Origin of the sequence: Paraburkholderia sp. 22098 (genome assembly GCF_052045935.1) — a bacterium.
GTDB classification, from domain to species: domain Bacteria; phylum Pseudomonadota; class Gammaproteobacteria; order Burkholderiales; family Burkholderiaceae; genus Paraburkholderia; species Paraburkholderia caledonica.
The window spans coordinates 135,914-158,829 of sequence record NZ_JBQEPV010000003.1 but is presented as its reverse complement, the minus strand read 5'-3'; the positions used below and the strand labels follow the sequence as shown (position 1 = coordinate 158,829).

General features: G+C 59.1%; 18 protein-coding genes and 1 tRNA gene. 12 read left to right on the top strand and 7 right to left on the bottom strand.

Annotated elements, in window-relative coordinates; all coding sequences use genetic code 11:
- Position 1 precedes the first annotated feature (1 nt).
- On the bottom strand, positions 2 to 1,276 hold the full coding sequence (locus ACTJLB_RS07405; protein ID WP_440782920.1) for a three-Cys-motif partner protein TcmP: 1,275 nt from the start codon (positions 1,274 to 1,276) through the stop codon (positions 2 to 4).
- A gap of 109 nt (positions 1,277 to 1,385) precedes the next feature.
- Between ACTJLB_RS07405 and tcmP the strand changes: the two genes are divergently transcribed.
- Positions 1,386 to 2,228 carry a three-Cys-motif partner protein TcmP gene (gene tcmP / locus ACTJLB_RS07400; protein WP_440782919.1) on the top strand — a complete coding sequence of 281 codons (843 nt, stop codon included), beginning with the start codon at positions 1,386 to 1,388 and terminating at the stop codon, positions 2,226 to 2,228.
- A gap of 661 nt (positions 2,229 to 2,889) precedes the next feature.
- On the opposite strand, the gene trfA is transcribed toward tcmP, so the two are convergent.
- Positions 2,890 to 4,377 (bottom strand): plasmid replication initiator TrfA, encoded by a 1,488-nt coding sequence (trfA, locus tag ACTJLB_RS07395; protein WP_440782918.1) that lies wholly within the window; start codon positions 4,375 to 4,377, stop codon positions 2,890 to 2,892.
- 192 nt (positions 4,378 to 4,569) lie between these two features.
- Between trfA and ACTJLB_RS07390 the strand changes: the two genes are divergently transcribed.
- The 5 genes from ACTJLB_RS07390 to ACTJLB_RS07370 all read left to right on the top strand — a co-directional run bounded on the left by ACTJLB_RS07390 (position 4,570) and on the right by ACTJLB_RS07370 (position 15,082).
- Positions 4,570 to 4,773 (top strand): hypothetical protein, encoded by a 204-nt coding sequence (locus ACTJLB_RS07390; protein ID WP_440782917.1) that lies wholly within the window; start codon positions 4,570 to 4,572, stop codon positions 4,771 to 4,773.
- Positions 4,774 to 4,950: 177 nt separating this feature from the next.
- The gene (locus ACTJLB_RS07385) at positions 4,951 to 7,989 is read left to right on the top strand and encodes an ATP-binding protein (protein WP_440782916.1); all 3,039 of its coding nucleotides are present in this window, start codon (positions 4,951 to 4,953) and stop codon (positions 7,987 to 7,989) included.
- A gap of 16 nt (positions 7,990 to 8,005) precedes the next feature.
- Entirely contained in the window at positions 8,006 to 8,491 is a 486-nt protein-coding gene (locus ACTJLB_RS07380; protein ID WP_440782915.1) for a DUF7680 family protein, read from the top strand.
- A gap of 399 nt (positions 8,492 to 8,890) precedes the next feature.
- Positions 8,891 to 11,854 (top strand): DUF1156 domain-containing protein, encoded by a 2,964-nt coding sequence (locus tag ACTJLB_RS07375; protein WP_440782914.1) that lies wholly within the window; start codon positions 8,891 to 8,893, stop codon positions 11,852 to 11,854.
- 3 nt (positions 11,855 to 11,857) lie between these two features.
- Positions 11,858 to 15,082 carry a DEAD/DEAH box helicase gene (locus ACTJLB_RS07370; protein WP_440782913.1) on the top strand — a complete coding sequence of 1,075 codons (3,225 nt, stop codon included), beginning with the start codon at positions 11,858 to 11,860 and terminating at the stop codon, positions 15,080 to 15,082.
- Positions 15,083 to 15,564: 482 nt separating this feature from the next.
- Here the strand turns inward: ACTJLB_RS07370 and ACTJLB_RS07365 are convergent, their stop codons facing one another.
- Together ACTJLB_RS07365 and ACTJLB_RS07360 are read right to left on the bottom strand one after the other, a co-directional pair.
- Positions 15,565 to 15,906, bottom strand: a complete 342-nt coding sequence (locus ACTJLB_RS07365) for a hypothetical protein (RefSeq protein ID WP_440782912.1) — start codon at positions 15,904 to 15,906, stop codon at positions 15,565 to 15,567.
- A 447-nt stretch (positions 15,907 to 16,353) separates the two neighbouring features.
- Positions 16,354 to 16,707, bottom strand: coding sequence for a hypothetical protein (locus tag ACTJLB_RS07360; RefSeq protein WP_440782911.1), 354 nt, complete (start codon positions 16,705 to 16,707; stop codon positions 16,354 to 16,356).
- Between the two features lie 245 nt (positions 16,708 to 16,952).
- Here ACTJLB_RS07360 and ACTJLB_RS07355 point away from each other — a divergent pair, with 245 nt between their 5' ends.
- Complete coding sequence (locus tag ACTJLB_RS07355; RefSeq protein WP_440782910.1) at positions 16,953 to 17,465, top strand: hypothetical protein; 513 nt, start codon at positions 16,953 to 16,955, stop codon at positions 17,463 to 17,465.
- Between the two features lie 35 nt (positions 17,466 to 17,500).
- Here ACTJLB_RS07355 and ACTJLB_RS07350 read toward each other — a convergent pair whose 3' ends face one another.
- Positions 17,501 to 17,779 carry a hypothetical protein gene (locus tag ACTJLB_RS07350; RefSeq protein ID WP_440782908.1) on the bottom strand — a complete coding sequence of 93 codons (279 nt, stop codon included), beginning with the start codon at positions 17,777 to 17,779 and terminating at the stop codon, positions 17,501 to 17,503.
- Between the two features lie 203 nt (positions 17,780 to 17,982).
- Between ACTJLB_RS07350 and ACTJLB_RS07345 the strand changes: the two genes are divergently transcribed.
- The 4 genes from ACTJLB_RS07345 (at position 17,983) to ACTJLB_RS07330 (ending at position 20,529) form a co-directional block, all read left to right on the top strand.
- On the top strand, positions 17,983 to 18,537 hold the full coding sequence (locus ACTJLB_RS07345) for an HAD domain-containing protein (RefSeq protein ID WP_440782907.1): 555 nt from the start codon (positions 17,983 to 17,985) through the stop codon (positions 18,535 to 18,537).
- Entirely contained in the window at positions 18,531 to 18,914 is a 384-nt protein-coding gene (locus ACTJLB_RS07340) for a hypothetical protein (protein WP_440782906.1), read from the top strand. The genes ACTJLB_RS07345 and ACTJLB_RS07340 overlap by 7 nt, the downstream gene beginning before the upstream one ends.
- Before the next feature lie 512 nt (positions 18,915 to 19,426).
- Positions 19,427 to 19,810 carry a hypothetical protein gene (locus ACTJLB_RS07335; RefSeq protein WP_440782905.1) on the top strand — a complete coding sequence of 128 codons (384 nt, stop codon included), beginning with the start codon at positions 19,427 to 19,429 and terminating at the stop codon, positions 19,808 to 19,810.
- 140 nt (positions 19,811 to 19,950) lie between these two features.
- Positions 19,951 to 20,529: a hypothetical protein gene (locus ACTJLB_RS07330; protein WP_440782904.1), complete on the top strand. Its 579-nt coding sequence runs from the start codon at positions 19,951 to 19,953 to the stop codon at positions 20,527 to 20,529.
- A 54-nt stretch (positions 20,530 to 20,583) separates the two neighbouring features.
- Here the strand turns inward: ACTJLB_RS07330 and ACTJLB_RS07325 are convergent.
- Both ACTJLB_RS07325 and hemN read right to left on the bottom strand, forming a co-directional pair.
- Positions 20,584 to 20,668, bottom strand: a tRNA-Leu gene (locus tag ACTJLB_RS07325).
- Positions 20,669 to 20,980: 312 nt separating this feature from the next.
- On the bottom strand, positions 20,981 to 22,366 hold the full coding sequence (gene hemN, locus ACTJLB_RS07320) for an oxygen-independent coproporphyrinogen III oxidase (protein ID WP_440782903.1): 1,386 nt from the start codon (positions 22,364 to 22,366) through the stop codon (positions 20,981 to 20,983).
- Positions 22,367 to 22,587: 221 nt separating this feature from the next.
- On the opposite strand from hemN, the gene ACTJLB_RS07315 reads away from it, so the two are divergent.
- Positions 22,588 to 22,908, top strand: a complete 321-nt coding sequence (locus tag ACTJLB_RS07315) for a YkgJ family cysteine cluster protein (RefSeq protein ID WP_087752860.1) — start codon at positions 22,588 to 22,590, stop codon at positions 22,906 to 22,908.
- The last annotated feature ends 8 nt before the right edge of the window (positions 22,909 to 22,916 follow it).

The window sequence follows — 22,916 nt, the reverse complement described above, 5'->3', positions numbered from 1 at the left end:
CTCAAGTCAGGATTATCTGCCGTGAGTGCTCAATGACGTCGCTGGGCACATAGAGCCTCGACGGTCGCCGAGGGCGGTCGTTCTTGTTGAATATGACAATGCTTCCCGAAGAGTGTAGGCCTCGGAGGACTTTCTGGAGACGAGACTCGTCGGCCATCGTGTTCGAGATATTCTTCTCGAATAGCTGTGCGACGGTCACTGGCTGCTGATTGTCGGCCAGTTGCCGCCCGAGTTGTTCGGTCAGGGCCTCCACGCATCGCTGCTCGCCGCTTTCATCGAAAAGCAGCGACGACTGACCGCTGTAGTCTTCATCTTTTCGTGGGTTGTAGCCAAGCATGAAAAGGCCTGGCTCAAGTTCATGACCAAATTCGCTGGAGTGCTCCCAATGGAGCGCTTTCATGACGTCATGAGCTTTATAGCGTTGGGATAGGTGCACTAGCCAGTAGCTCCACGAGTTCGCGGCCTGCGGTCGAACAAAGAACAGCGTCATGAACTTTGCGTCTGTCTCGACTTTGACGCCATGAGCGATGTGCCGTTGAAGCGATGTGCGCCAGTCTTGGCCTGTTTTTAAGCTTTTTAACCGCTCCCATGGGATGTATTGCTCCAAGTCAATAGCTCGCACTGGTTTGCGGTTCCTTTCGCAATTGCTGAGGAACGTCATGAGCGAGTCGACGTTGAACGTGAGGATGACCTCGGCACCTGGAAGCTCCGACATCAGCCACCGAATAGTGCTCATTGGCACGGCGTGATAGTTGTATTGGTCCAGCAAGAATATGGACCGGCAACCATTGCGACGCGCTTTGATTCGCGCAACGATTTGCGGCAGTTCGTCGAGGAAGCCAGAGTTGTGCAGTTGGACCCTCGAGTAGTCGATGTCCGCTATCGCTCCTTCAGCGCGTCGCTTTGCCAGATGTTGATAAAGATACTGGGCTGACTCCTTGTTTTTCTCAACGAAGAAGAATTCCGCTTCTACTTCCCGTGGGGTGATTGTTCGGCCCACGTTGATTTTGGCGCGCGCTTCATGGACCGCTCGTAACAAAAGCAACGGCGTTCCGTCGACCGAGCCTGTCCCAGTCTCGCTAAGGTACTCCCCTCCGCCTGCGAAACCATCGACCAGCGACAAGGTCAGCTTCGGGATGTTTGCCGGTGACATGACCGTTTCGATATAACGGGTGACGTAGCTTTCGACAATCGAATGCTTTACAGCGCTATGCTGGTCGAGGACAGGCGGGGCATTTCCAGTCTGCCATTCGTATTTGTCTTCAGTCTTGGCCATACGGTGTATTTTTGGGGGCCTTGGTCTGGTGAAAGATTAGCAGGTTTGGGCTCGGGCAACTTACCGGTTGGCATACTATTTAGACCGCACGCGATACGAATGGACCAGAATGGTGAAAGCTAAAAAGACGGACGAGCCTGTTTTCGACCCCGCTGATGGTTTGCCCGTCATGAAGGTGGGAGCATGGTCCGAGGAGAAGCACGTCGCGCTATCGCGCTACATCGATTCGGCGCGCCAGGCGCGTGCGAAGTGGCCGTACGCCTCGTTCATTGACCTTTTTTCCGGGCCGGGGCGCGTCATCAACCGCGAATCGAAGCTCATATCCGACGGCGGGGTACTGTCGGCGTGGCGTATGTCCCAGCAGGGCGGTGTCCCGTTCAACGAAGTGTTCATCGGGGACGTCGATGCTGAATCCGTGCAGGCATGTGAGGAGCGTCTGGTTGCAGCGGGGGCATCAGTGCGCGCATATGTCGGAAGCGCGTCGAGCACCGTCGACGAAGTTCTGGCGGCTCTACCTAGAGGCCTGCATTTTGCTTTTCTTGACCCATTCAGCATAGAACATCTGGATTTCGAGATAATTCGCAAGCTCTCGTTGCGCCCGAACATCGACATCCTCATTCACTTCAGCGTGATGGATGTGCAGCGCAACATTGGCGGCGATTTCAAGCTACCCAATTCGAGGTTGGACGCGGCCGCGCCGGGCTGGCGAGAAAATCTGAGGCTCGACGCGGTCCCAAAGCATGAGCAGGTTGGCACTTACCTGCAGTACTGGGAGACTCTTGTCTCCGACCTGACGAAGATGCACGTCGCGCAAAGGAAGCCGTTGTTCGTCAACATGAACCGCGGTCCGCTCTATCGGCTTATCCACCTCAGCCGCCATCCGTTGGCCCAGAAGCTCTGGAATACCGCAGCGATACCGAGCTCACGACAGCAATCGCTGTTCGACTCCTGATATGAAGGCCGGTAAGGCCATGGGAAGCCTAGCCTGGACGGGCCGGTACAAGCGGTGTTGCAGGCCCGCCGGGCTTCGTTGACGCCTGCCGAGGCTCTTCCCCCGGTTCGGACGCCGCGCCATACTTGTGCCTTATACCCTGAGGCTTTCTTCCTGCCCGAGGCCTCGTTCCTGGGAGCGCCATGCGCTCCCTATGCAGCGGGAGCGCTTGCGGTTCCTGAGAACTTCCTTGCATAGCGGTGCAGGGCTTCTTTTCAAGCCCTGTATAGGCAGAATCGGAAAGAGGACTTTTAAGGGGAAGAAGGCGTGTAAGGAAGGGGCTGGCCAAGGGGCTCCTCAGGCCGCACCCAGCTACTAGTTTTAGGTATTAGGTATAGGGTCCGGCAAAACCTTGCTGGATAAGGCTCCCAGCGATTTGAGCGGGACCAATCTACGCGGGGGGCGGCGCAAATCGGGCGCAACTTCGGCGCACCAAAGGGACCACTCTGCGCGTCGTTTGCGGACCAATCTACGCGCCGTTGGGTGACTTGGGCAGGCGACTTACATGGAGCAAGCTACGCGGACTGTTCTACGCACGCAGGGGCGAAATACACGCCGGCACCAAAGGCCCGCCGGAGCGGGCCAGGGCAAGCTACATGGAGCAAGCTACATGAGGGATGAATTACACGACGGCAGCGCCGATGCACTTCACGGTCTTTGCCTCGACCTTCTTCTTTGGTTTGACCTTCCTGTCGATGACATAGCAGAGCGTCTCCAGCCTCCGGTGGCTCTGCTCGAACTTCCAGCCCTTGATGGCACCTTTGGCTTTCAGCTCGTCGTGGGCCTTATTCATTAGGTTGCGGAACTTGCTGTCCTGCCCCATCGTCGAGCCCATGTATTCTTTCAATTCGGCGAGGCGCAGCGGCCAACAGTTAACGTGCGAGCCATAGAGAAGGTACAGTCGGCGCGCGGCGTCGCCCTTGAGCGAGTAGTACACGTCCTCGTCGAACCACGACGACAGCTTCTTACCGAACAATGTGCGGATTTTGCGCGGCACTTCAATCGTCCACGTGCTGCCGTCAGTTGTGCTCGCGCCCAGCAGCTGGACCCGGATTTCGACGAAGCGCGATTTTTTGGCCTTAATCACAGACGGGTCGCTCGGAAAGAGGTCCACCATCTGGTCGATGAAGTCCGGGTCCGAAGACTTGATATGCAGCATCGCTGCCTGCAGACGGGTTACTTCCTCGCGCAACGTCGCGTAGGCATTTCCGCCCGTGCCGCGCCCATGCAGGCTTGTGAGTAGGCCGCGTGCGCCAATGTGCACGTCGGACCCAAGCGGCATATTGACAGCGGCATGCAGCAGCTTCGACCACGTTTCGATGTCGCCTGGGCGCAGCTCCTCGCCGGAGTACGAGATGACCACCTCGCCGTCCTTGTAGCCACTCACGCGACGGATGACCTTCGGCGCCTGCTCGGTCCAGCGCTCGCGCGTCCTGTTCTTCGGACCCGTGCGCACTATGCCGCTGCCGACAATCAGGTTCGGCAGGTGCATGAAGCCGTCGCGGATGGCAGGCAGGAAAATGTCGTGCTCGACCCAATCGACCTCGGGCGATAGGTGCTCGTCGCCGCCTTCTTCGGCCCGTTCGTCTTCCTCGAGTTCGAAGTCTCTCTGCGCGAATTCCTCCCAGTCGTCAGTCACAGCCTCGACCACTACGGACGCTGGAGCTGCCGTGCGAGCTTTTTCACTAGCGGCTTCAGCCTGCGTGTGTGCCTCACGCACCGCCCGGGCCTGCGCGCGCTCAGCCTCGATGCGTATCTGCTCGGCCATATGGTCAGCGTGCAGGGTTTCATTGTCGTCAACGACCTTGAGATAGCGGCGGGCACCCTCGGCAATCGCTGCCATCTTGCTGAACCATTCGGCGTCCGTCATCGGGCGCACGAAGCCAGCGTATGTATACAGTGCCTTGTCGTCAGCCGTCACCGACGCAGCAGACAGCATGTTGGAGAGCATCTCTGCCGTCGCGTTGCGCTCAAAGGCAATGTCGCGCAGGTCTTCTGGCGCCCACGCAAAGGCGAAGTCGATATCGAGTTCGAGCGCTTCGCGTAGCTGCTGTGTCGTTTCCAGTGCGATGAGGTCGTATTTGTCGACAAGTGCAGGGCGGATGTTCATCGGCTTTTCCGTGTGAGAGTGCTTACCCCCATCTATAGTGAATCGAGTTATACGGGTTATAGCCGGAGCGCTGTTCCTTCTGTGTTGAGGTTTTAGGCCGGGCGGACTGGGTCTTATCGTCTTTTGGAAGCCTATAAAGCTCGTCTGCGATGTGCTAGCATTCCACTCGCAAATTGCATACAGGGAGGGTGTGTGTCGACGGGCAAATCCGAAGCTGTCAGTGTCAGGGTCGAGCGGCATATCAAGTCGGCGCTGCAGACGGCCGCCGAGCGCGAAATGCGTAGTCTCGCCAACATGGTTGAGGTAATGGTGGTTGCCTACTGTCGTTCCCAAGGCTATCCACTGGATGGGGTTCCAAGCGATGCTTTGCCGAACACGATGCAGAAAGAACAGTAACGTGACTGTGCAACGCGAAGCTCTCCCGTTGAAGAGGGGTGGTCAGTTGGCATCAATGGGCGGAACGCCATGATGTTGGAGGACCTGTGCTGGTTTAGCCGTGCCATGCGGCAGACCTAGGCTTCATCGTCAAATGTATCGTGATACATTTTCGCCACTAAATAAAAAGCAGACCTCATGACCGACAATCTGTTCGCCATTTGTGAGCCGCGCGCCGACGTTCTCAAAGGGGCTCTTCGAGAAAGCGATTTTGCAGCCGACCTTGCGCAAGTGCTAAAGGGGGACGCGCCCGACGAATACAAGCTTCCCGCGCTCTTTTTCGCCAATACCTATCCGACCAAGGGGCTGAAAAACGTCCTCAAATTGGTTGCGCTCCGCGTACTCGGACGCCCAGAGCAGGTTGGCGCCATCTTTCGCTTGGACACGCAATTCGGTGGTGGTAAGACCCACACCCTGATTGCGCTCGCGCATGCCATGCAAGGTCTGCAAGGCGTCGCCAACGCAGACGAATTCCTTGAGGTCGCCTTGCGGCCGTCAACTCCCGTGCGTATTGCCGCGTTCGACGGTGAGAACGCGGACCCGGCGAACGGACGTCGGCTCGGAAATGATATTCGCGCCCATACGCCCTGGGGCGAGTTGGCCTATGCCTTGAATGGCCCCGAAGGCTATCGATTGGTCGAGGCCAGTGACCGTGAGGGTATCGCCCCAGGTGCGGATACCTTGCGCGAACTCATCGGTAGCAAACCCGCGCTCATCCTAGTCGATGAAATTGCGCCTTATCTGCGCAAGGTGTCGGGGCGCAATGTCCAGCGCGCGGCCGAACAACTTGCCGCCTTCCTCACTGCATTGATGAAGGCCGTCGAGAGTTCGCCCCAAGCGGCACTCATCTTCACTCTAGCGGTCGGCAGAGATGGCAAGGCGACCGACGCCTACGCTCGCGAAACGCAGGAAATTGCAGCGTTCTTTGCAGAGGCGGAAAGTGTTGCTGCCCGCAAGGCAACGGTCATCGACCCTACCGAGGACGACGAGACTGTCAAGGTCATTTGCCGACGTTTGTTCGCGCATATCGACCATGACAAGGCCGAGCAGGTTATCGCGCAATACAAGGCCCTCTGGGATGGGAATCGCGAGCAACTTCCACCGGCGCCGGCACAGGACCGACGTATGGACGAATTCCGCGCGGGGTATCCTCTGCATCCGGAGCTCGTCAAGGTTCTCACCCAGAAAACTGGCACCTTGGGTAACTTCCAGCGCGTGCGCGGCATGCTGCGCCTTCTGGCGCGCACAGTCGCACGGTTGTGGGAGCTACAACCCGCGGACGCTTTCGCGATTCAGACGCAGCACATCGACCTGGGCTTCGAGCCCATTCGTCTCGAGCTCATTACGCGCTTGAAGCAGGACATTTACGTGCCGGCCATCAAGGGTGAAATTGCCGCTGTTGACAGTACCCCAGCCCTGGCTGAACAGCTCGACGCGGGGCCGTTCAGGGGGCTCCCCACTTACGGTTCTTACGTTGCGCGCTGTGCTTTTATGCACACCCTGGCGTTCAATGAGAACCTCCGTGGCCTGAATGCGGAAGAACTGCGGTACGCCATTCTTGGCCCGGGCACCGATATCGCATTTATCGACGATGCTCGCAAGCGTTTCGTGACGGACTCGGCCTACCTGGATGACCGTCCGGGTGCTCCGATGCGTTTCCTCGCTGAAGCGAACCTGACGCAAATCATCCGGCGGGAAGAAACCAATACCGACCGCGACGAGGTGCGTACGCGCCTGAACAGCTACATCCGTGACCTGTTTGCCGGTCCGAACTTGAATCTCATTCCGTTTGCCTCTGGGCCCCACGATGTGGCGGATGACGACGGTAGTGGCCGCCCGTACCTGGTCATGCTGGGGTACGACGCCGTGCACGTGTACAGCGATGCAGTGCGTATCGACCCGCTGGTCGAGCGAATTTACATGCATAAGGGCGGCGGCAACGACTGGCGCCACAACCGCAACAACCTTGCCTTCCTGGTGGCCGATGCCGCAGGCACGCCCAACATGAAGGCCAAGATGCTGCGGAACATCGCTCTCGAAACCCTTCGCCAGACGGACAAGCTCAAGGACCTGGCAGATTACCAGGTCGACAAGCTGCGGGAATTGCACGAGCGCTCGAAGCAGGAGCTCGCCGTGGCCGTTCAGCAGTGCTTTCGCCACATTTTTTATCCGTCGCGCAACCGGCTTGATGGAGCTTCGTGCGACCTCGCCCACACGGTTGTCGATATTCAGACCGCATCAGACCGTCCGGGCGATGGTCAACGGCAAGTCGTGACTCAGCTCCAGAACGCGAGCAAATTGCGCTTGCCAACTGACCAGCCGGATTCACCCGTGTACGTGCGTGACCGCACCCCGCTCAAGAAAGGCCAAATTACAACGGCCGCTTTACGTACAGAGTTCCGCCAGGACCCTTCGCTGCCAATGCTGGTCGGTGATGACGTCTTTATCAAAGGCATCCGCCTCGGCATCGACCAGGATGTCTTCGTCTATCAGTCTGGGGACTTGCTGCGCGGCAAGGGCGACCCGCATGCCGAAATTAAGGTCGACGAGCAGTCCTTTCTTTATACCACCACTTACGCCCGCGACAACAACATCTGGCCAAGGCCAGAGCCGGCACCATCGGCAGGCGGGGACGGCGGCAGCGAAAGCAGCTCCGGCAGCAGCACAGGAGCCGGCACGTCGACTGGGGGCCATCGAAGCACTGGGGGCGGTACGCCGTCGCCGAAAGTGCGCTCGGTCAACTCTGTTGAAGCCGAAGACGTTCTCAAGGCCGCGCTGACTCAGGTCTTCGAGAAAGCGCAGCACAAGAAGATTCAGGCATTGGGGACGATGACCATCAAGCCTTTCGACAAGGGCGATGCCTTGAAGCTCATGCCCTTGGTCAAGTCTGTGCCGAATGCTCAGAAACGCGTAGAACTGGAGGCATCCTTCGAGACCGCGACCGGCTCAACGGCAGAGCTTGAGTTCCGGGGCGACATTGATGACGCCATCGTGCTGAAGGACTATCTCGAACCCCAGTTCCGTGCCGCGAGCGACAGCGACGCCTCCGTCACCTTTATGTTGTCTTTCGAGCCTCCGCTACAGGTGCAAGGCGCATCTGCGGACGGACTTATCCAGCGACTGACACGACTCGTGTCGACCTCGGCGCAAGTCATCGCGACCGGCACGGACGCATAGTGAATGAAGGAGTCTTATGGGAAAAGTCACTACATTGCTTAGCGTGAGCAGCAAGCAACATTCGGCGCTTCCACACTACGAGCTGCGTGCGCGTCGCCTCGCCGGCTCCGACATGGAAATCGAAATCTGGCAGTTGCCGGCTAGCGCGACGCCGCACATTAAACAGCCCACCTACATTGCCGGGTTGCGTGGTCGCAACCTTTCGCTCATCGAGCACCGCCTGCTGCGTCGCATGAAGCAGGTGCGCATCGACCTCCTGAACCTACCGGCGATTGACGCTTTGCGTGTTCCCATCGACGAGGACATGGCCATCAATCTCGGCCTGCTGCTGCGTGTGCTCGCGCCGATGCGTAATCGCGAGCACATCGCCGCCGTAGCCGCGGGCATAGAAGCGATGACCAAGGAAGAAGCCGGATACTGGCTTGGCATGGCGATGCATCGCAAACACCCCCGACGTGTGCTGATGGCGCTGCGTTTCCTATTGATTGAGCCGAACCGCTAAGGCACGCACATGCGTGAAGTCACAGAAGTCCGCGGGACTCTTGGAGCGGCTGGAAGCCCAAGCCCTCGAGGCCTAGGGGCCTTGATTTCACGGAATTGGCGGCCGCACCCAATGAGGCCAATCGGCTCGCCGTCGAAATAGCCGTCTGCATGACCAATGGCGGCGGTGGCACAGTCGTATTCGGCGTACGGGACAGAGTGGCCAGGCTGGGTAACGCCATCGTCGGTGTGCCGATGGAGGCCAACCGCCAACGACATCTACGAGCGTACGGCACCCAAGCTGACGCCTGACGTATTCCGAACTACGTGCCTGAACACAACCAAGACTACAAGAAGATATGACTCAGTCAGACAGATGCTTTACCGCCACGCTTGTCGTGAACTCGAAGGTAGGTTTGCGATGAGCCGCCGCCTAATTGAGTCTTGGCTGCCAATTGCTGCGCTCGGCGAGGAAAGCGTGCGTGAACGCCGCTCCATGACGGCACTGCCGCCCACCTATTACCTGCATGTATGGTGGGCACGTCGCCCGCTTGTGGCCTCGCGAGCGGCCATTTTGGCCTCGTTGCTACCGCAGGATGCGGACCATAGCAGATTTTTGGATACGGTAGGAATACACGGAGACCCCGTCGCAACTCGCCGCCGCATTGACCGTGCGAAAAAAACTGGAGAAGACTTAGGGCTAAATCCCTATGGGTACGACCGCGCGTTCAAGTACTTGCCAAGCCCGGAAGAGAAAGAGTGGCTGCAATCTGAAATAGCTCGGGTTGCTCCGGGTACTCCAGCGGTTCTGGACCCAACTGCGGGGGGCGGAAGTATTCCATTTGAGTCGCTTCGTCTCGGCCTTGCCACGCAAGCCAATGACTTGAATCCGGTTGCTGTACTCGTTCAGCGCGGAACCTATGAATTTCCGTTGAAGTATGGCGCTAGTGTTCAGGTTGAGTTTGAGCGGATTGCCGAGCGCTTTCTGGAGGTGGCGGAGCCCAGATTTACCGGTCTGTTCGCACCAGAGCCCGACGAAGCTCAGGTTCTCGGCTATTTGTGGACCCGCACTGTTCGTTGCCCACACTGTGATGGCCTTGTTCCGCTGTCCCCCAACTGGCGACTTGCGCCGGATGGTACTGGTGTTCGCTTGCATCCGCATCAGGGAACGGGCGTGGGCGACAAGTCACGCCACGTCAACTTTATCATTGTCAGCAAGGCGAAGGAGCAGTCGGCGGGCACCGTCTCCGGCGGTGACGCGACCTGTCCGTTCGAGGACTGCGCGCGGCTGATTTCAGGGGACCACATCAAGGCAGAGGCCCAAGTTGGTCGCATGGGCGAGCAGCTGTACACGGTCGTCTTCAAGAAGAAGGTCATTACCGGCCAAACCAAATCCGGCAAGCCGAAGGAGAAATGGGTACGTGGTTATCGTGCCCCCCGTCCTGAGGACGACCTATCGGAGTTGGTTCAGGCCCGGCTCAGCGACAAGCTACCTGATTGGGAGGCGCTCGACATGGTGCCTACCGAGGTGGTAACGCCGGGCCATAAAACTGAAGAGCCCCTTCGGTACGGCATGAAGCGCTGGCAAGACATGTTCTCGCCACGTCAGCTACTGGGACACGGAACCGCCGTTGAGGTCTTTCGTGAGCTTATTGAAGAGGAAAGGGCTGCCGGACGCTGGAATGAAATCGTTAGTGCGGCGTTTGCATATCTGTCGCTCACACTCGACAAGATGCTCAATTACAACTCGCGAATGTCGGTTTGGATGTCGACCCGAGAGGTGATAGCGAATACATTCAATCGTCACGATTTCGCGTTTTGCTGGTCGCATGCGGAAATGCCACCGCTTATCGTTGGCTTCGGCTATGAGTGGGCCGTCGAACAAACCGCCAAATGCATCGGCGAGCTAGTTGAGCTGGCGCGCCCTGATGCGCCGGGTACCCCAGAGCGCCAAACCAGTCTGTTCGGCACTCCGGCGGCAGAAAAGCCGTTTGTTCCGTCGCCGGTCACGTTGACCTGCAAGTCTGGCGACAGTCTCGACCATCTTGCCGACGCCAGCATTGATGCGGTAGTGATGGACCCGCCTTACTATGACAATGTCATGTATGCCGAGCTATCCGATTTCTTCTATGTTTGGCTCAAACGCACAGCGGGCTACGCCTATCCGGAGTTATTTCGCCGACCACTGACCGACAAGGAGAATGAGGCAGTCGCCAACCCAGCCAAATTCAAGGGCGAGAAGGGCGCCAAGGTGCTTGCTGGACGCGACTACCAGCATCGCATGTCAGCCATCTTCACAGAGATGCGTCGCGTGCTGAAGCCGGACGGTATCATGACGCTCATGTTCACGCACAAGGCTACTGGCGCCTGGGACGCACTGACCAAGGGTCTGATGGAAGCAGGCTTCGCCATCACGGCTTCCTGGCCTCTGAACACGGAGGCCGAGGCCAGCATGCACATCAAGGACAAGTCCGCTGCCAACTCGACGGTCTTTCTTGTCTGCCGCCCGCTCAATCATCAGGGGACGGAAACGCGCTACTGGGAAGACGTCGAACCCAAGGTGCGCGCCGCCGTGCGCGAGCGTATCGGTGCTTTCCAGAAGGGCGGAATTCGCGGGGTGGACCTCTATCTCTCCTGCTTCGGCCCTGCCCTGGAAGTGTTCTCGCAAGCCTGGCCGCTGGTGCGTGGCACGCCGCGCCAGGATGTCGAGCAGACGCGCCGCAAGCGCCGGCAGGCGGAGATTTTCGAGGAGGAGTACGACCCCTTCGCGGTGTCGCCCGAAGACGCACTGGTCGCGGCCCGTGCTGAAGTGAAGAACTGGCGCTTGTCGCAGTTGGCGCATGCAAAGCGCAATGTCGAACTCGACAATCTCACGAGCTGGTTTGTGCTGGCTTGGGACGCCTTCGAAGCGCCGGTTTTTCCATATGACGAGGCCAACAAGCTAGCCAAGGTGTGCGGCGTGGACATGGAACGCGATGTTATAGGCAAGCTCGCCGAGAAGAAGGCATCAGACGTGGTGCTGTGGGACGCAATGACTCGTGCGGCGAAAGGGTCGTTGGGCTTGCCAGACGGGCGCGACTCGATGATGGACGCGTTGCACCAATTGGCAAAGACTGTGCGCGGCACGTCACTCGAGTCCGCCAACGAGCTCCTGGCCAAGCATGGGCTGGCAAACGAGCCGGCCTTTCTGACAGCGCTGGAGGCTGTGCTCGAAGTGCTTCCCGTGGGTAAGGCCTGGAGTGGGTTCGACTTGCCTGACGCCGCGACAGGTGCGGGGGCCGACTTCGACGCCTTGGAAAACCTGCGTCGCTTGGCACTGGCCGAAAAGGTGGCCGAGCCTGAGCAATTGAAGATGTGGCAAGAAGAAAACATTGCACAGGAATAAGCCATGCCTTTGCTGACGGACCTTGCCTGGCAGAGCAAGTACAATCACGATGACGGCTCGCTCGTAGAGCAGTTCTACGTGCACGCCTTGTCGTGCGCGCAGCGCTACGACCGAACGACTGGCTATTTCACCGCGACAGCGCTTGCGATTGCGGCGCGTGGTATCGAGGGCCTGGTGCTTAACAACGGGCGGATGCGCATGGTGGTCGGTTGCACGCTCGACGAAGCGGAAGTCAACGCTATCGAACGCGGTCAAACTTTGCGCGATACGGTAGAGGTCAAGCTGTTGGCCATGCCGCTGCGTGGCGAGACGGTACGCGAGCAAGAAGCACTGGCTTTATTGGCTTGGATGGTGGCCCGCGGCTATCTCGAAATCAAAGTGGCCGTGCCCTGTGATGCGCATCGCAATCCAGTGACAAGCCAGGCCATCTTTCATGAAAAGGCCGGTATCATCGAAGACAAGACGGGGAGCCGCCTAGCGTTCGCTGGTAGTGTGAACGAGACGGCCTACGGGTGGCAACATAACTGGGAGAGCTTTCACGTCTTCTGCGACTGGGAAGGCGACCAGAAGCACGTTGAGGACGAGGAGCGTAGCTTCGCGCGCCTATGGGCGGACAGGGCCAAGCGTGCAGTGGTAATGGACGTGCCGTCTGCTGTGCGTGAAAACGTACTGCGTTTCTTACCGCCAGGAGAGGAGGAGCCCGAGCGTCTGAAGCGCGCCCGTAAGCAAGATGGAGATGCTTCTTCAACAGAAGACGAACAGCCGCGCCAGTCTCCCGTAGTCAAACAGCCGTCCGTTGACGAACGCCGCCGCGACATCTGGCAAACTATCTGGGCAACTCCCCGACTGCCCGGTGGTGAGCGCATCGCCGAGGCGACCAGCGCGATTACGCCATGGCCACATCAGGTGCGCGCCTTTCAGCGCATGCTGGACCACTGGCCGCCGCGCCTTCTGATTGCGGACGAGGTAGGGCTGGGCAAGACCATCGAAGCCGGTTTGCTACTGCGCTTCGCTTGGCTCTCGGGGCGCGCAAAGCGCATCCTCGTGCTCGCGCCAAAGGCCGTCATGACACAGTGGCAGATTGAGCTGCGCGAGAAGTTCAACCTCAACTGGCCCATCTATGACGGCAAGCGGCTTACCTGGTATCCGTCGCCGATGATGCGCGGGCATGCCGAGAAGGATGTGTCGCGCGAAGAGTGGCATCGGGAGCCGTTCGTCATCGCGTCCAGTCATCTGATGCGCCGTCGTGACCGTCAGCGCGAACTTCTGGATGTCGCCGAGCCTTGGGACCTTGTCGTGCTCGACGAAGCACACCATGCACGACGCAAAAGCCCCGGCGGAACACAGGAAGGTCCGCCCAACCTGTTGTTGCAGCTCATGCAACGCCTACAGGCCCGCACGCAGGCGCTATTGTTACTGACGGCGACGCCAATGCAGGTGCATCCGGTAGAAGTGTGGGATTTGCTCGCGCTACTGGCGATGCCACAGGAGTGGAGCCGTACCGCCTTCCTGGAGTTTTTTCGAAAGGCAGGCAATGAGAACCCCTCGCACGAGGATTTTGAGTTTCTCGCCAGTCTGTTTCGTGCCGCCGAGAACGCTTTCGGCGAAGTCCGACTCGAAGCAGCCCAGCGACGTGCTCCGGGCAACAGCACCCTGAAGGCTAAGCGCATACTGCGCTCGCTGCGAGAATCGGCCGCCACGCCACGGCGTCAGCTGTCCGCCGAGGAGCGACGTAGCGCGGTCAGCATCATGCGGGCGTATACGCCCGTGGGGGGGTTGGTGTCGCGTCACACGCGTGACCTGCTGCGCGAGTACCACCGCCGGGGCATGCTCGGGACACCGATTGCCTCGCGCGAGGTTGTCGATGAGTTTCTCGACATGACTAATGAAGAGGCGCAGGTGTACGGCGCACTCGAGTCCTATATCTCGACAACCTACAACAATGCCCAAGCTGATAAGCGAACGGCTGTAGGTTTCGTGATGACAATCTACCGCAAACGCTTGGCGTCAAGCTTCTACGCGCTACGTCGAACGTTGGAGGAACGCCTTGCCTTCGTGAAAGGACAGGCTCGTCTGCCCTTCGACGAACTGCGTTCGAGCGAAGATGCAGAAGACGACGTCGACGAGACAGGCGATGCCGCTGACGATGAAGTAGTCGAACTGCAAAAGGAAGCAGCCTTGCAGCTCGAAGAGCAGACGGACATCGGGGAACTGCTTGCGCAGGTGAGACGCCTACCGGTGGACACCAAGGCGAAACGTCTGGCCGAGGTGCTGCGTGCGCTACAACGCGGTAGCTACCACGCAATGGACCATTCGCTATTGCCGGCGTATCCCCAGGCGATTGTCTTTACGCAATACACTGACACGCTCGACTACTTGCGCGACTTCCTGAAGACTGAGGGTTTTTCTGTGCTGTGTTATTCGGGCCGTGGGGGCGAGTGGCTACAGCCCGATGGGCAATGGAAGAATTTGACGCGAGAGGAAACCAAGCGGCGCTTCAGGGCACAGGACGCACAAGTGCTGGTATGCACGGATGCCGCTGCCGAAGGCCTCAACTTCCAGTTTTGCGGCGCACTCGTAAATTTCGATTGTCCCTGGAATCCAATGCGCATCGAGCAGCGCATCGGGCGTGTCGACCGTCTGGGACAAGCTTTTTCGCGCATCGCCGTCGTTAACCTGATGTACGAAAACACCGTGGAAACGGACGTCTACCGTGCACTGCGCACGCGCATCAATCTCTTCACTTCGATTGTGGGCCCCTTGCAACCCATCCTCGCAACAATGCCTGCGAGGATTGCCGAAGTTGCGTTGGCCAGTCCCGACCACCGAGAACAGGCACGGGCAAACTTGGTCAGCCAGTTGCACCAAGCGGTTTCACAGCCGCCTGCCGATGCATTCAGCCTGGATGAGGCACTAGAGGCAGCGCTGGAGATGTCGGAGCGTGCGCCAGCGCCTTATGGCTTGGATGAGTTGGGGCTGTTACTCGACCGTGCTCCTATGCTTCCAGATGGGAGCGAGGCACAGCGCGTGAGCAGCAAAGAGGTTTTCTGGAGTGAGCCGGGTGCACCGCGCATTAGCGTCACGACCGACCCGGAATTTTTTGATGAGCACCCTGAATCAGTCGAGTTTTGGACCCCGGGCAGCCCAGCATTTCCTGATATGCCAACGAACCTAGAAGTCGATGAGGAGAAAGGGATGAGTCTCCAGGACTATCTGCGCGCAGGCTGAGTATTGGGTATCGCTATAGCGGCGGCAGCACCTCGATGACAGCATGTTCTATGTCGCAAATCGATTTGCTCGCAGATGGGCGGATTTCAAAAGAACCAGTTCTTTCCCCGCTGGTCGAGCCAGGCGTTGAGCTTGGCGCATACGAACTCTCACTCGACGGAATATCGCGTCACGAGGTAGGGGCCAGGGAGCTTCTGGGCTCCCGCTCCTGATTCCAGGCTTGCTGCGGTGTTACTGCGCCGGGGGCGCTGCCGGGCGGCTTGCCGACAACGCACCGTCGTAAACCAGCGTTGCAAGCACTCGACTGACGTGAACGGGACTGCCCAGCGGAGCTATCTCGGAACGCGGAATGACAAGGTCTTTGCGCATTGCCGGATGGAACGAACGAGTCGGTCTTCCAGCCTCATAGGCCCTCCCACGACTCGGTCACGTCGCATTGTAGGCAAAGAAAACGCCCACACGAGGTGGGCGTTGGAATCAGGTCAGTGCTTGTACTTGGCCTCGATTTGTGCGAGTTCCTTGCGCAAACTTGCGGCGCGTCTGACTGCGCGACGGATACCGCTGGTGATAAACAGTGCGGAGAGTGTGCACATCGCCGTCAGCGCTGCGACAACGAGCCCGCCTACCAGATGGCCCGCAACCGCACCGGATATCATGACCACAGCAGTGGGAACGGCTTTCAGGAAGCCCTGCTTGTGCAATCGCAGCGTCGTCTCGGTGAGACCCTGACAGAGCCAGATTGTCGCAAGAAGGACGACGACTTTGAGCCCAGCCGGCAGTGAGACCAGCAGGTCCGTCACGGGTTGGATGTTCAGTAGAAGCATAGTTTCACTCTCGAGAATGTCCTCGCGACTTCCACCTCGGCCCGTTGGCCGAGAGTGAAGGCCAACGGGGTGGTTGACGGCATCGTCATGCCGATAGAGGTTGCTTGCGCGGGAGCCTCCATACGCTGTATATGCACTGCTCATAAACCAGGCCCACTCTTAAGGACATTCCTGAAGAGAAGATGCGGGGTCCTTCTCTATACTTTTTTATTAGGAATGCGAACGTAACAACTGGTCAAGAAAAAACCCGCGCGAGGCGGGGCTCTTGTGAGCAGGAGAGGGTCGCGTGCCGTTACGCTTGTTCGTTGCCGTTCCCAAAGGTTTCCGGGAAGAGGAGCGACAGCACGGCGGCTGCAAATGCGAAAGTCAGTGCGAAGGTCATCGAATGCTCGCAAGGGGTGCGGTTGTGCGCAGTATAGTGGGGCTCGCGCCGGTTTACAAGCGGCCTCAGACCTCTTCGAGCTGCTCGGCTGCCAGCAGCGCCTGAAGGCGCCGGTCTGCCTGCGCGACAAACGCCGCGCGTGCTTTCAGGTGGTCGATGGGGGCAGGCGCGCTGCTACCAAAGCCGTGCACGGGCACCAGAAACCAGTGCGAGGTCGGGGCACTGGCGGCCATCAGCTGGTTGACCGCGGCGAAGCCGGCCTGGACGGCCAGGGCCCGGTAGGCAGAGACGCGCTCTACGGACATGATGCTGGCGACAAAGCGGGGTTCCGTGCTGCCAGGGGCGGGCCGGGCAGGGTAGACGGCGAGGAGCGGACCCCGGGGCTCGGCGCGAAAGGCCTGCAACTGCGGGTGGGGCATGGGCGCCGCGTCAAGCGGCGCATTGCTCGCAGGGGCGGTCTGAGCGACCGCCGCCGCAGAGGGGGCAGGTCGGCGCGTTGCACGCGCCGGGCGGGAGTTTGGGCGTTTTGCAGAGGTAGTCATGCCTGCGTGTAAGTCGCCCCTTTATTTTCGCCGCGTCAACCGGATATAGCGTCAACCGCGCGGCTTGACCCGTGCGTTTGCGGCACCGATACTGTGTTTTTATACAGTGGTCGGTGGGCGCCATGGAAGCAATGCAGGATGATGCGAACGCGGTCGAATTCATTCTGGAGCGGATGGCCATCCGTGAGATAGACGGCGGCATGCAGCGCTATCAAGCGGAGGAATGGGCGATGGTCGATACGCGCCATTACTGCCAGCGCACCGGCATCCCGGAGCCCCGTGACGGCCGGTACCGCGTATTCGTGCAGCTGATGGAGAAAGGTTGGAGGCCGCGGCTGCCAGAGCCGGAGGCCCAATACGTGACTATTGCCGAGCTGGCAGAGGCGCTTGATATCAGTCAACTGGCCGTGCGACTAACCGTCCTCGACACCGGGCGGTTGCAAGCGGTATGCAGCGTCGACGGTGGGCTGGCGTTCGACCGGGAAGAAGCCCGGCGGTACGTCCAAGCTGCTAAGCGACAGGCTCAAATTTCGACGTCGAAACTGGCCACCCAACCGTCCTTGATAGGGGAACTTTCGACGTCGAAACTGGCGGGCGTGGGTCAGCCCCTAGGCAACTTTCGACGTCGAAACTGAAACGCGAATTAACTCTGCCTTTACGAGAGAGCGGCTTAGTCAGCCGTTCGAATCCCAAAAGTCGCTAATGGGTGGTCCAACACAAGCGTGAATACGTCCTGAAACGCGAGAATGAGTTCGACTTGTTTCGATGTGAAATCGAAGTAATCATCGAACATTGCTCGGCATATGCGCATGCATTGCTTCCGTTCATATTTTTTGATTATTTTGAGCAACTCCTCGCACTCCGAGGGTAGCCTGAGTTCGTCCGCGATAGCTGACTTGTCTCCGCCTGTATCAACGGTCACCACAGCTTTATAAAGCTTCTTATTCATTTGAATATCACCGAATTAAAAGGCTTTGTGCTTTTGAGCAACAAAGTATGGATGCCTAATGAGTGGCGAGAATATGCTAGCATTCAAATCTGCAATTAACGCAGTTGAAAAATAAACGGGGTGAATCGCATGTATGGGGTGATTGCGGATTTGGCGAGGCGACCTAGCGTGTGTCGGCAGAGCGCGGCTGACGTGGTGCGCGGATGCTGACAGGACTTCCCGGGCCTGCCGACGTGCCGCGCCCGCGGCAAATGGGCGGCGTCGTGCTTTATCTGGATATAGATGGTGTCTTGAACCCGGAGTCGGTCTACCGAAAGAGGGGCACGGGCCCATGGATTTTTGGCGCGCCGGGACATTGGCTCTTCGAGCATGCAGAACTGCTCGCGGACCTACTCGAGCCCTATCCGCAAGTCCGCATAGTGCTGTCGACATCGTGGGTGCGTGTATATCGCAGCGTACGAAAAGTGGCGCGGAAGCTGCCACCTCGGCTGCGTGCTCGCGTTATCGGCGCCACATACCACAGCAGAATGGACCCGGTCGAGTTCGCCGCTGCGCCGCGCGGCATGCAAGTGTGGGCGGACGTACGTCGCCGCAAGCCTCAGGCATGGCTCGCGCTCGATGATGAGCACGAGGGGTGGCCGACGTGGTGCCGCGACCACCTGGTACGGACGGACCCCGTGCTTGGCATAAGCGAGCCCTCGGTACTCGAGGAGCTGAAAACAAAGCTGGAAGCAATGTCGAGGGAGCGAGGATGCTGACAATTTCCATTTACGACGGCGACGTAAGCGCGCTCGCACATTTGTGCGATATCGAAGGCTCTGTCGTGCCTGATGACCGTCCGCCGTTTTCAGTTCTGGAAGAAGCGCTGCGCGTGCTCGAAATGTGCGAGGAGCGATACAGCACGCCTCCGCTGAGCGGCACTGGTTTTACCGTTTTTATTGGGCGCAAGAATGGGCTCGAGGTGACGCCCCTGTTGCGGCTCGATGGCTATGTCCGCAATGAATTCGCGAGCGCCAGGGTAGTCGGCCCCGGGTCGTGTTGGGACACCGAGCGCGTGTATTGCAGCCTCGATGAGGACGCAGTGACCATTGTGCGCAAGATGCTTGAGCAGAGCAGATTGATTGGAGGCAAATAATGCTGCGAACAATCGAACGCGGCCGGCGGTAGGGACGACGCTATGTGGAACGCCGTGAGCCACGCAGTGCAAATATTACGCGAACAATGGGCGCTGCTGGCCTTCCCAGCATGCGCCGCTGCCCTTGGCTACCTGCTGGGGCGCCTGCTTCGTCGCTTTGGTCGGAAATAGCGGTTGCCCCGGGAAATTTCGGCGGCGTGCACCGACAACACACTCATCATCAAGTTGGCACCATTCTTCTCCCACTGTCTCACCCGATTTGAGACCATGCAGCGTACTCTGGCCCCAAATGTACTGTATTTTTTGCGAAAAGTGCAGTACCGCGAGAGCCGCACCCCGTAAGGCGCAGCGGCAAGTGCATGTGCGTGCATACAGCCTGTAAATTTGTACAGACCGCCGCCGTCCCCTTTTGTTGAATTCAAGTTTTTGTAAGGCTGGACGATAAGGTGTGTGCGGCGTTTAGCCGGCCCGGGTGGTACCCGGTGCATCACTTTGAAGACAAGGGAACAGGCATGAGCGAAGTAGCTGAAAAACAGCAGTACACACCTGCATCCACCGCATTGGACGCAATTCTCCCCATTTTTTTTCATACCCACCGCTCGGTGGCGAAGTCCATTTCGGCTCCGCTTCATCCCGCTGCGGCGGTAGTGCTGTGCATGCTCGCCAATGCCGATGCTGAGGGCAAGGGTCTGCACCAGTTCCAGCTGAAAATCGGTCTACGATTTGCGCTGGACCGGGACGAGGCCAATCGTTTGGTCGAGGCGGGTACAGAGAAAGCGGTGAAGGCCGGCCTCGCGGAGACCTATGTCGATGGGGAGGGGAGCACGATGTATCGGTTGACTGCAGAAGGGAAAGAGATGTTCGTGCATCTCAACTCAGTGTTCAAGGACGACTGATTCTGGACTGGCGCTGGTTCGGATATCGACCAAGCCCCGCTGTCACAGTGCAGTAGCCTAGTGAGGGCTGCGCAGTTCGCTGCGTGGCCCTTTTTGCATCGCGGAGCCGTACACTACAAGCCAACAACAAGGGGGTAAGAATGCCAGACGGGGTGTTCACAATCGGAGCCGCAGTCATTGCCGCGGGTGCAGCGGTGACCGTAGCATATGCGACCAACTTCATGGCTGAGCAGTATCGCAGGCATCTGGACAGCACAAGTTGGGCGGCAGCACTCGCGGGCGAACTGGAGTCGCACGCCTCTGCGTTCAAGGTGCTGAAGGCAGGGCTGCAAGGCGTGGTGCTCGTTGTCAGGCAGGGAAAGAAACCACCGTTGTACAGCATGGAGATGCCGACAGACCCGATTTTCGACAGTGCGCCTGCGAAGGTGGGCTCCCTTGGTCCAGAGCTGGCGGGAGAACTGGCTTTCGCCTATGAGCAGCTACGCGCGTTCCGGATTGGAATGCAGCTGGTGACCGAGCATCACGAACAGATGGACCAGGAGGAGATTGCAAACAGGCTGCTGTATCTGTTGCAGCTTATCGAGTCGAACGAGGCGCGCTTGTCCGCGCTGATACAGGCCCTTTATGCGTACTCGGACCTGGGCTTCGACAAGTCACGATTCGTGTACTGGTGGAAAGAGAAACTGAAGTGGCGACGCACTATTCGCGTACCCGGCTAGGAAAGCAAAAAGCCCCGCAGACCTGTCGTCTATGGGGCTTCGTGCGTTACGATGTGGTGCCTCGGGCCGGAATCGAACCGGCACTCCTTTCGGAACCGGATTTTGAGTCCGGCGCGTCTACCAATTTCACCACCGAGGCGTCTTCTGCGCCCTCTAGATGTCCCAGATTTTTTCTGGCACGCTGAGAATACGCTGAGAAAACAAAAAACTCTCTTGTCAGCAGAGGGTACGAAACTTCCTACAGACCCTTACTGCACAAGGCACTCAAAAATTGGCGCTGTTCTTTGTCGAGCTGAACAACGGAGATTTTGAGTCCCCTGCGTCTACCAATTTCACCACCTGGGCAGATCTTGCAGCGCACGCGCGAGATGCTGGCGCGTCGCGAAGACGCAGATTATGGCCGAAAATTCGACGACGGGCAAGCCGGTTGCAGCCGCCGCCCGCCATGCCGTCAAACAGTGCGCGAGAAACGTTCGAGCGTCTGTTGGCCGAGATAGCGGTCGAACACCATTGCGATGTTGCGCACGAGCATGCGCCCGGCCGTCTGCACTTCCAGCTTGCGCCCGGTCAGCGAAACGAGGCCGTCGTGCTCGAAGCCGCGCAAGCGGTCGAGTTCGAGCTCGAACGTATCGGCGAAGCGGATGCCGTACATCGCTTCGAATTCGTCGAACCGCAATTCCAGATTGCACATCAACTGGGTGATGATGTCGCGGCGTAGACGGTCGTCGGCGGTGAGGCGGACACCGCGTGCAATTGCCAGTTTGCCGGCGCTGATGGCCGCGCCATACGCGGGCAGGTCTTTCGCGTTCTGCGCGTAGACGTCGCCGACCTTGCCGATCGACGACGCGCCGAAGCCGATCAGGTCGCATTCGGCACGCGTGCTGTAGCCCTGGAAGTTGCGGTGCAAGGTTCGCTGTGCCTGCGCGCGCGCCAGTTCGTCGGTGGGCAGCGCGAAGTGATCCATGCCGATGTAGACGTAGCCCGCTGCTGTCAGACGCTCGACTACCCGTTGCAAGATAGCGAGCCGCATTGCAGGCGAGGGCAGCGCGGCCGAGTCCATCTGACGTTGCATTTTAAAGAGCTGCGGCATATGCGCATACGCGAACACGGAGAGGCGATCAGGCGCGAGTTCGATCATCGTGTCCAGCGTGCGAGTGAAGCTTTCCACCGTTTGATGCGGCAGCCCGTAGATCAGATCGACGCCGATCGAATGAAAGCCCGTATGCCTCGCGGCCTGCATGACAGAGGCGGTCATATCGAGCGGCTGAATGCGGTTGATAGCGCGCTGCACGAGCGGATCGAAGTCCTGCACGCCGAGACTCAGTCGATTGAAGCCGAGCTTGCGTAGATGCGCGATGGTCTCGGGCGAAGCCTCGCGCGGATCGACTTCGATCGAATATTCGGCATCGTCGTCGGGCAGCAAGGCGAAGTGCTCGCGGGCCGCGCTCATCAGTTCGGCCAGTTCATCGTTCGACATGAACGTGGGCGTGCCGCCGCCCAGATGCAATTGCGATACTGGCCGGCGCGTATCGAAACACGCTGCCTGCAAGGCCATTTCGCGCTTCAGCTGTTCGAGGTACGGGCGGGCGCGCGCGCGGTTTTTCGTCGCGATCTTGTTGCAGCCGCAGTAGAAGCAAACTGTGTCGCAGAACGGAATATGGAAGTACAGCGAGAGGTCCGCGGCCGATGCGCCGGGGTCCGCTGCGGCGCGTAAATAGTCGGCAACGGAGAAGTTGTCGCGGAACTGAAGGGCAGTGGGATAGGACGTATAACGTGGGCCGTTCGCGCTGTACTTGGCGAGCAGATCCGGACGAAACAGCGAATTGGCGGTGGTCATGAAGGGCTCGTTGTGATGGCCACCGGCAAAGAGGCGGAAACTCCGCTGTTTCCCGCATTGATGAACGGAACTCGCGGCGCCTCACGAGCGTGGCCTTGAGGGTCAGTCGAGTTTACGTGAGCGGTCTCGCGCCGGATTGTGTAAAAAGGTCGCACGGGACGCAGTGGCACAATGCGGGTCGGGTGGCGATACGCCGCTCTTCGATTTAAGGACAATGTGTAGTGAGTGATGTGCGCGATCGCGTGACGAAACGCGACTCTCCGTTTGATGTGGCAGATCATGCGTGCCGCCCTGATTGCGGCGCGTGTTGTATCGCGCCGTCGATTTCGAGTCCGATTCCGGGCATGCCGAACGGCAAGCCGGCGGGCGTGCGCTGCGTGCAACTAGGCGAAGACTTGCGATGCGCGATCTTCGGCCGGCCCGAGCGGCCGGCATGCTGCTCGGGGCTGCAGCCGCAGTTGGAAATGTGTGGGCCGGACCGAGGAAGCGCGCTTGCATGGCTCACGCTGCTCGAAGCGCAAACCCGGCCGGAAGTTGGATAAAGCAAGTA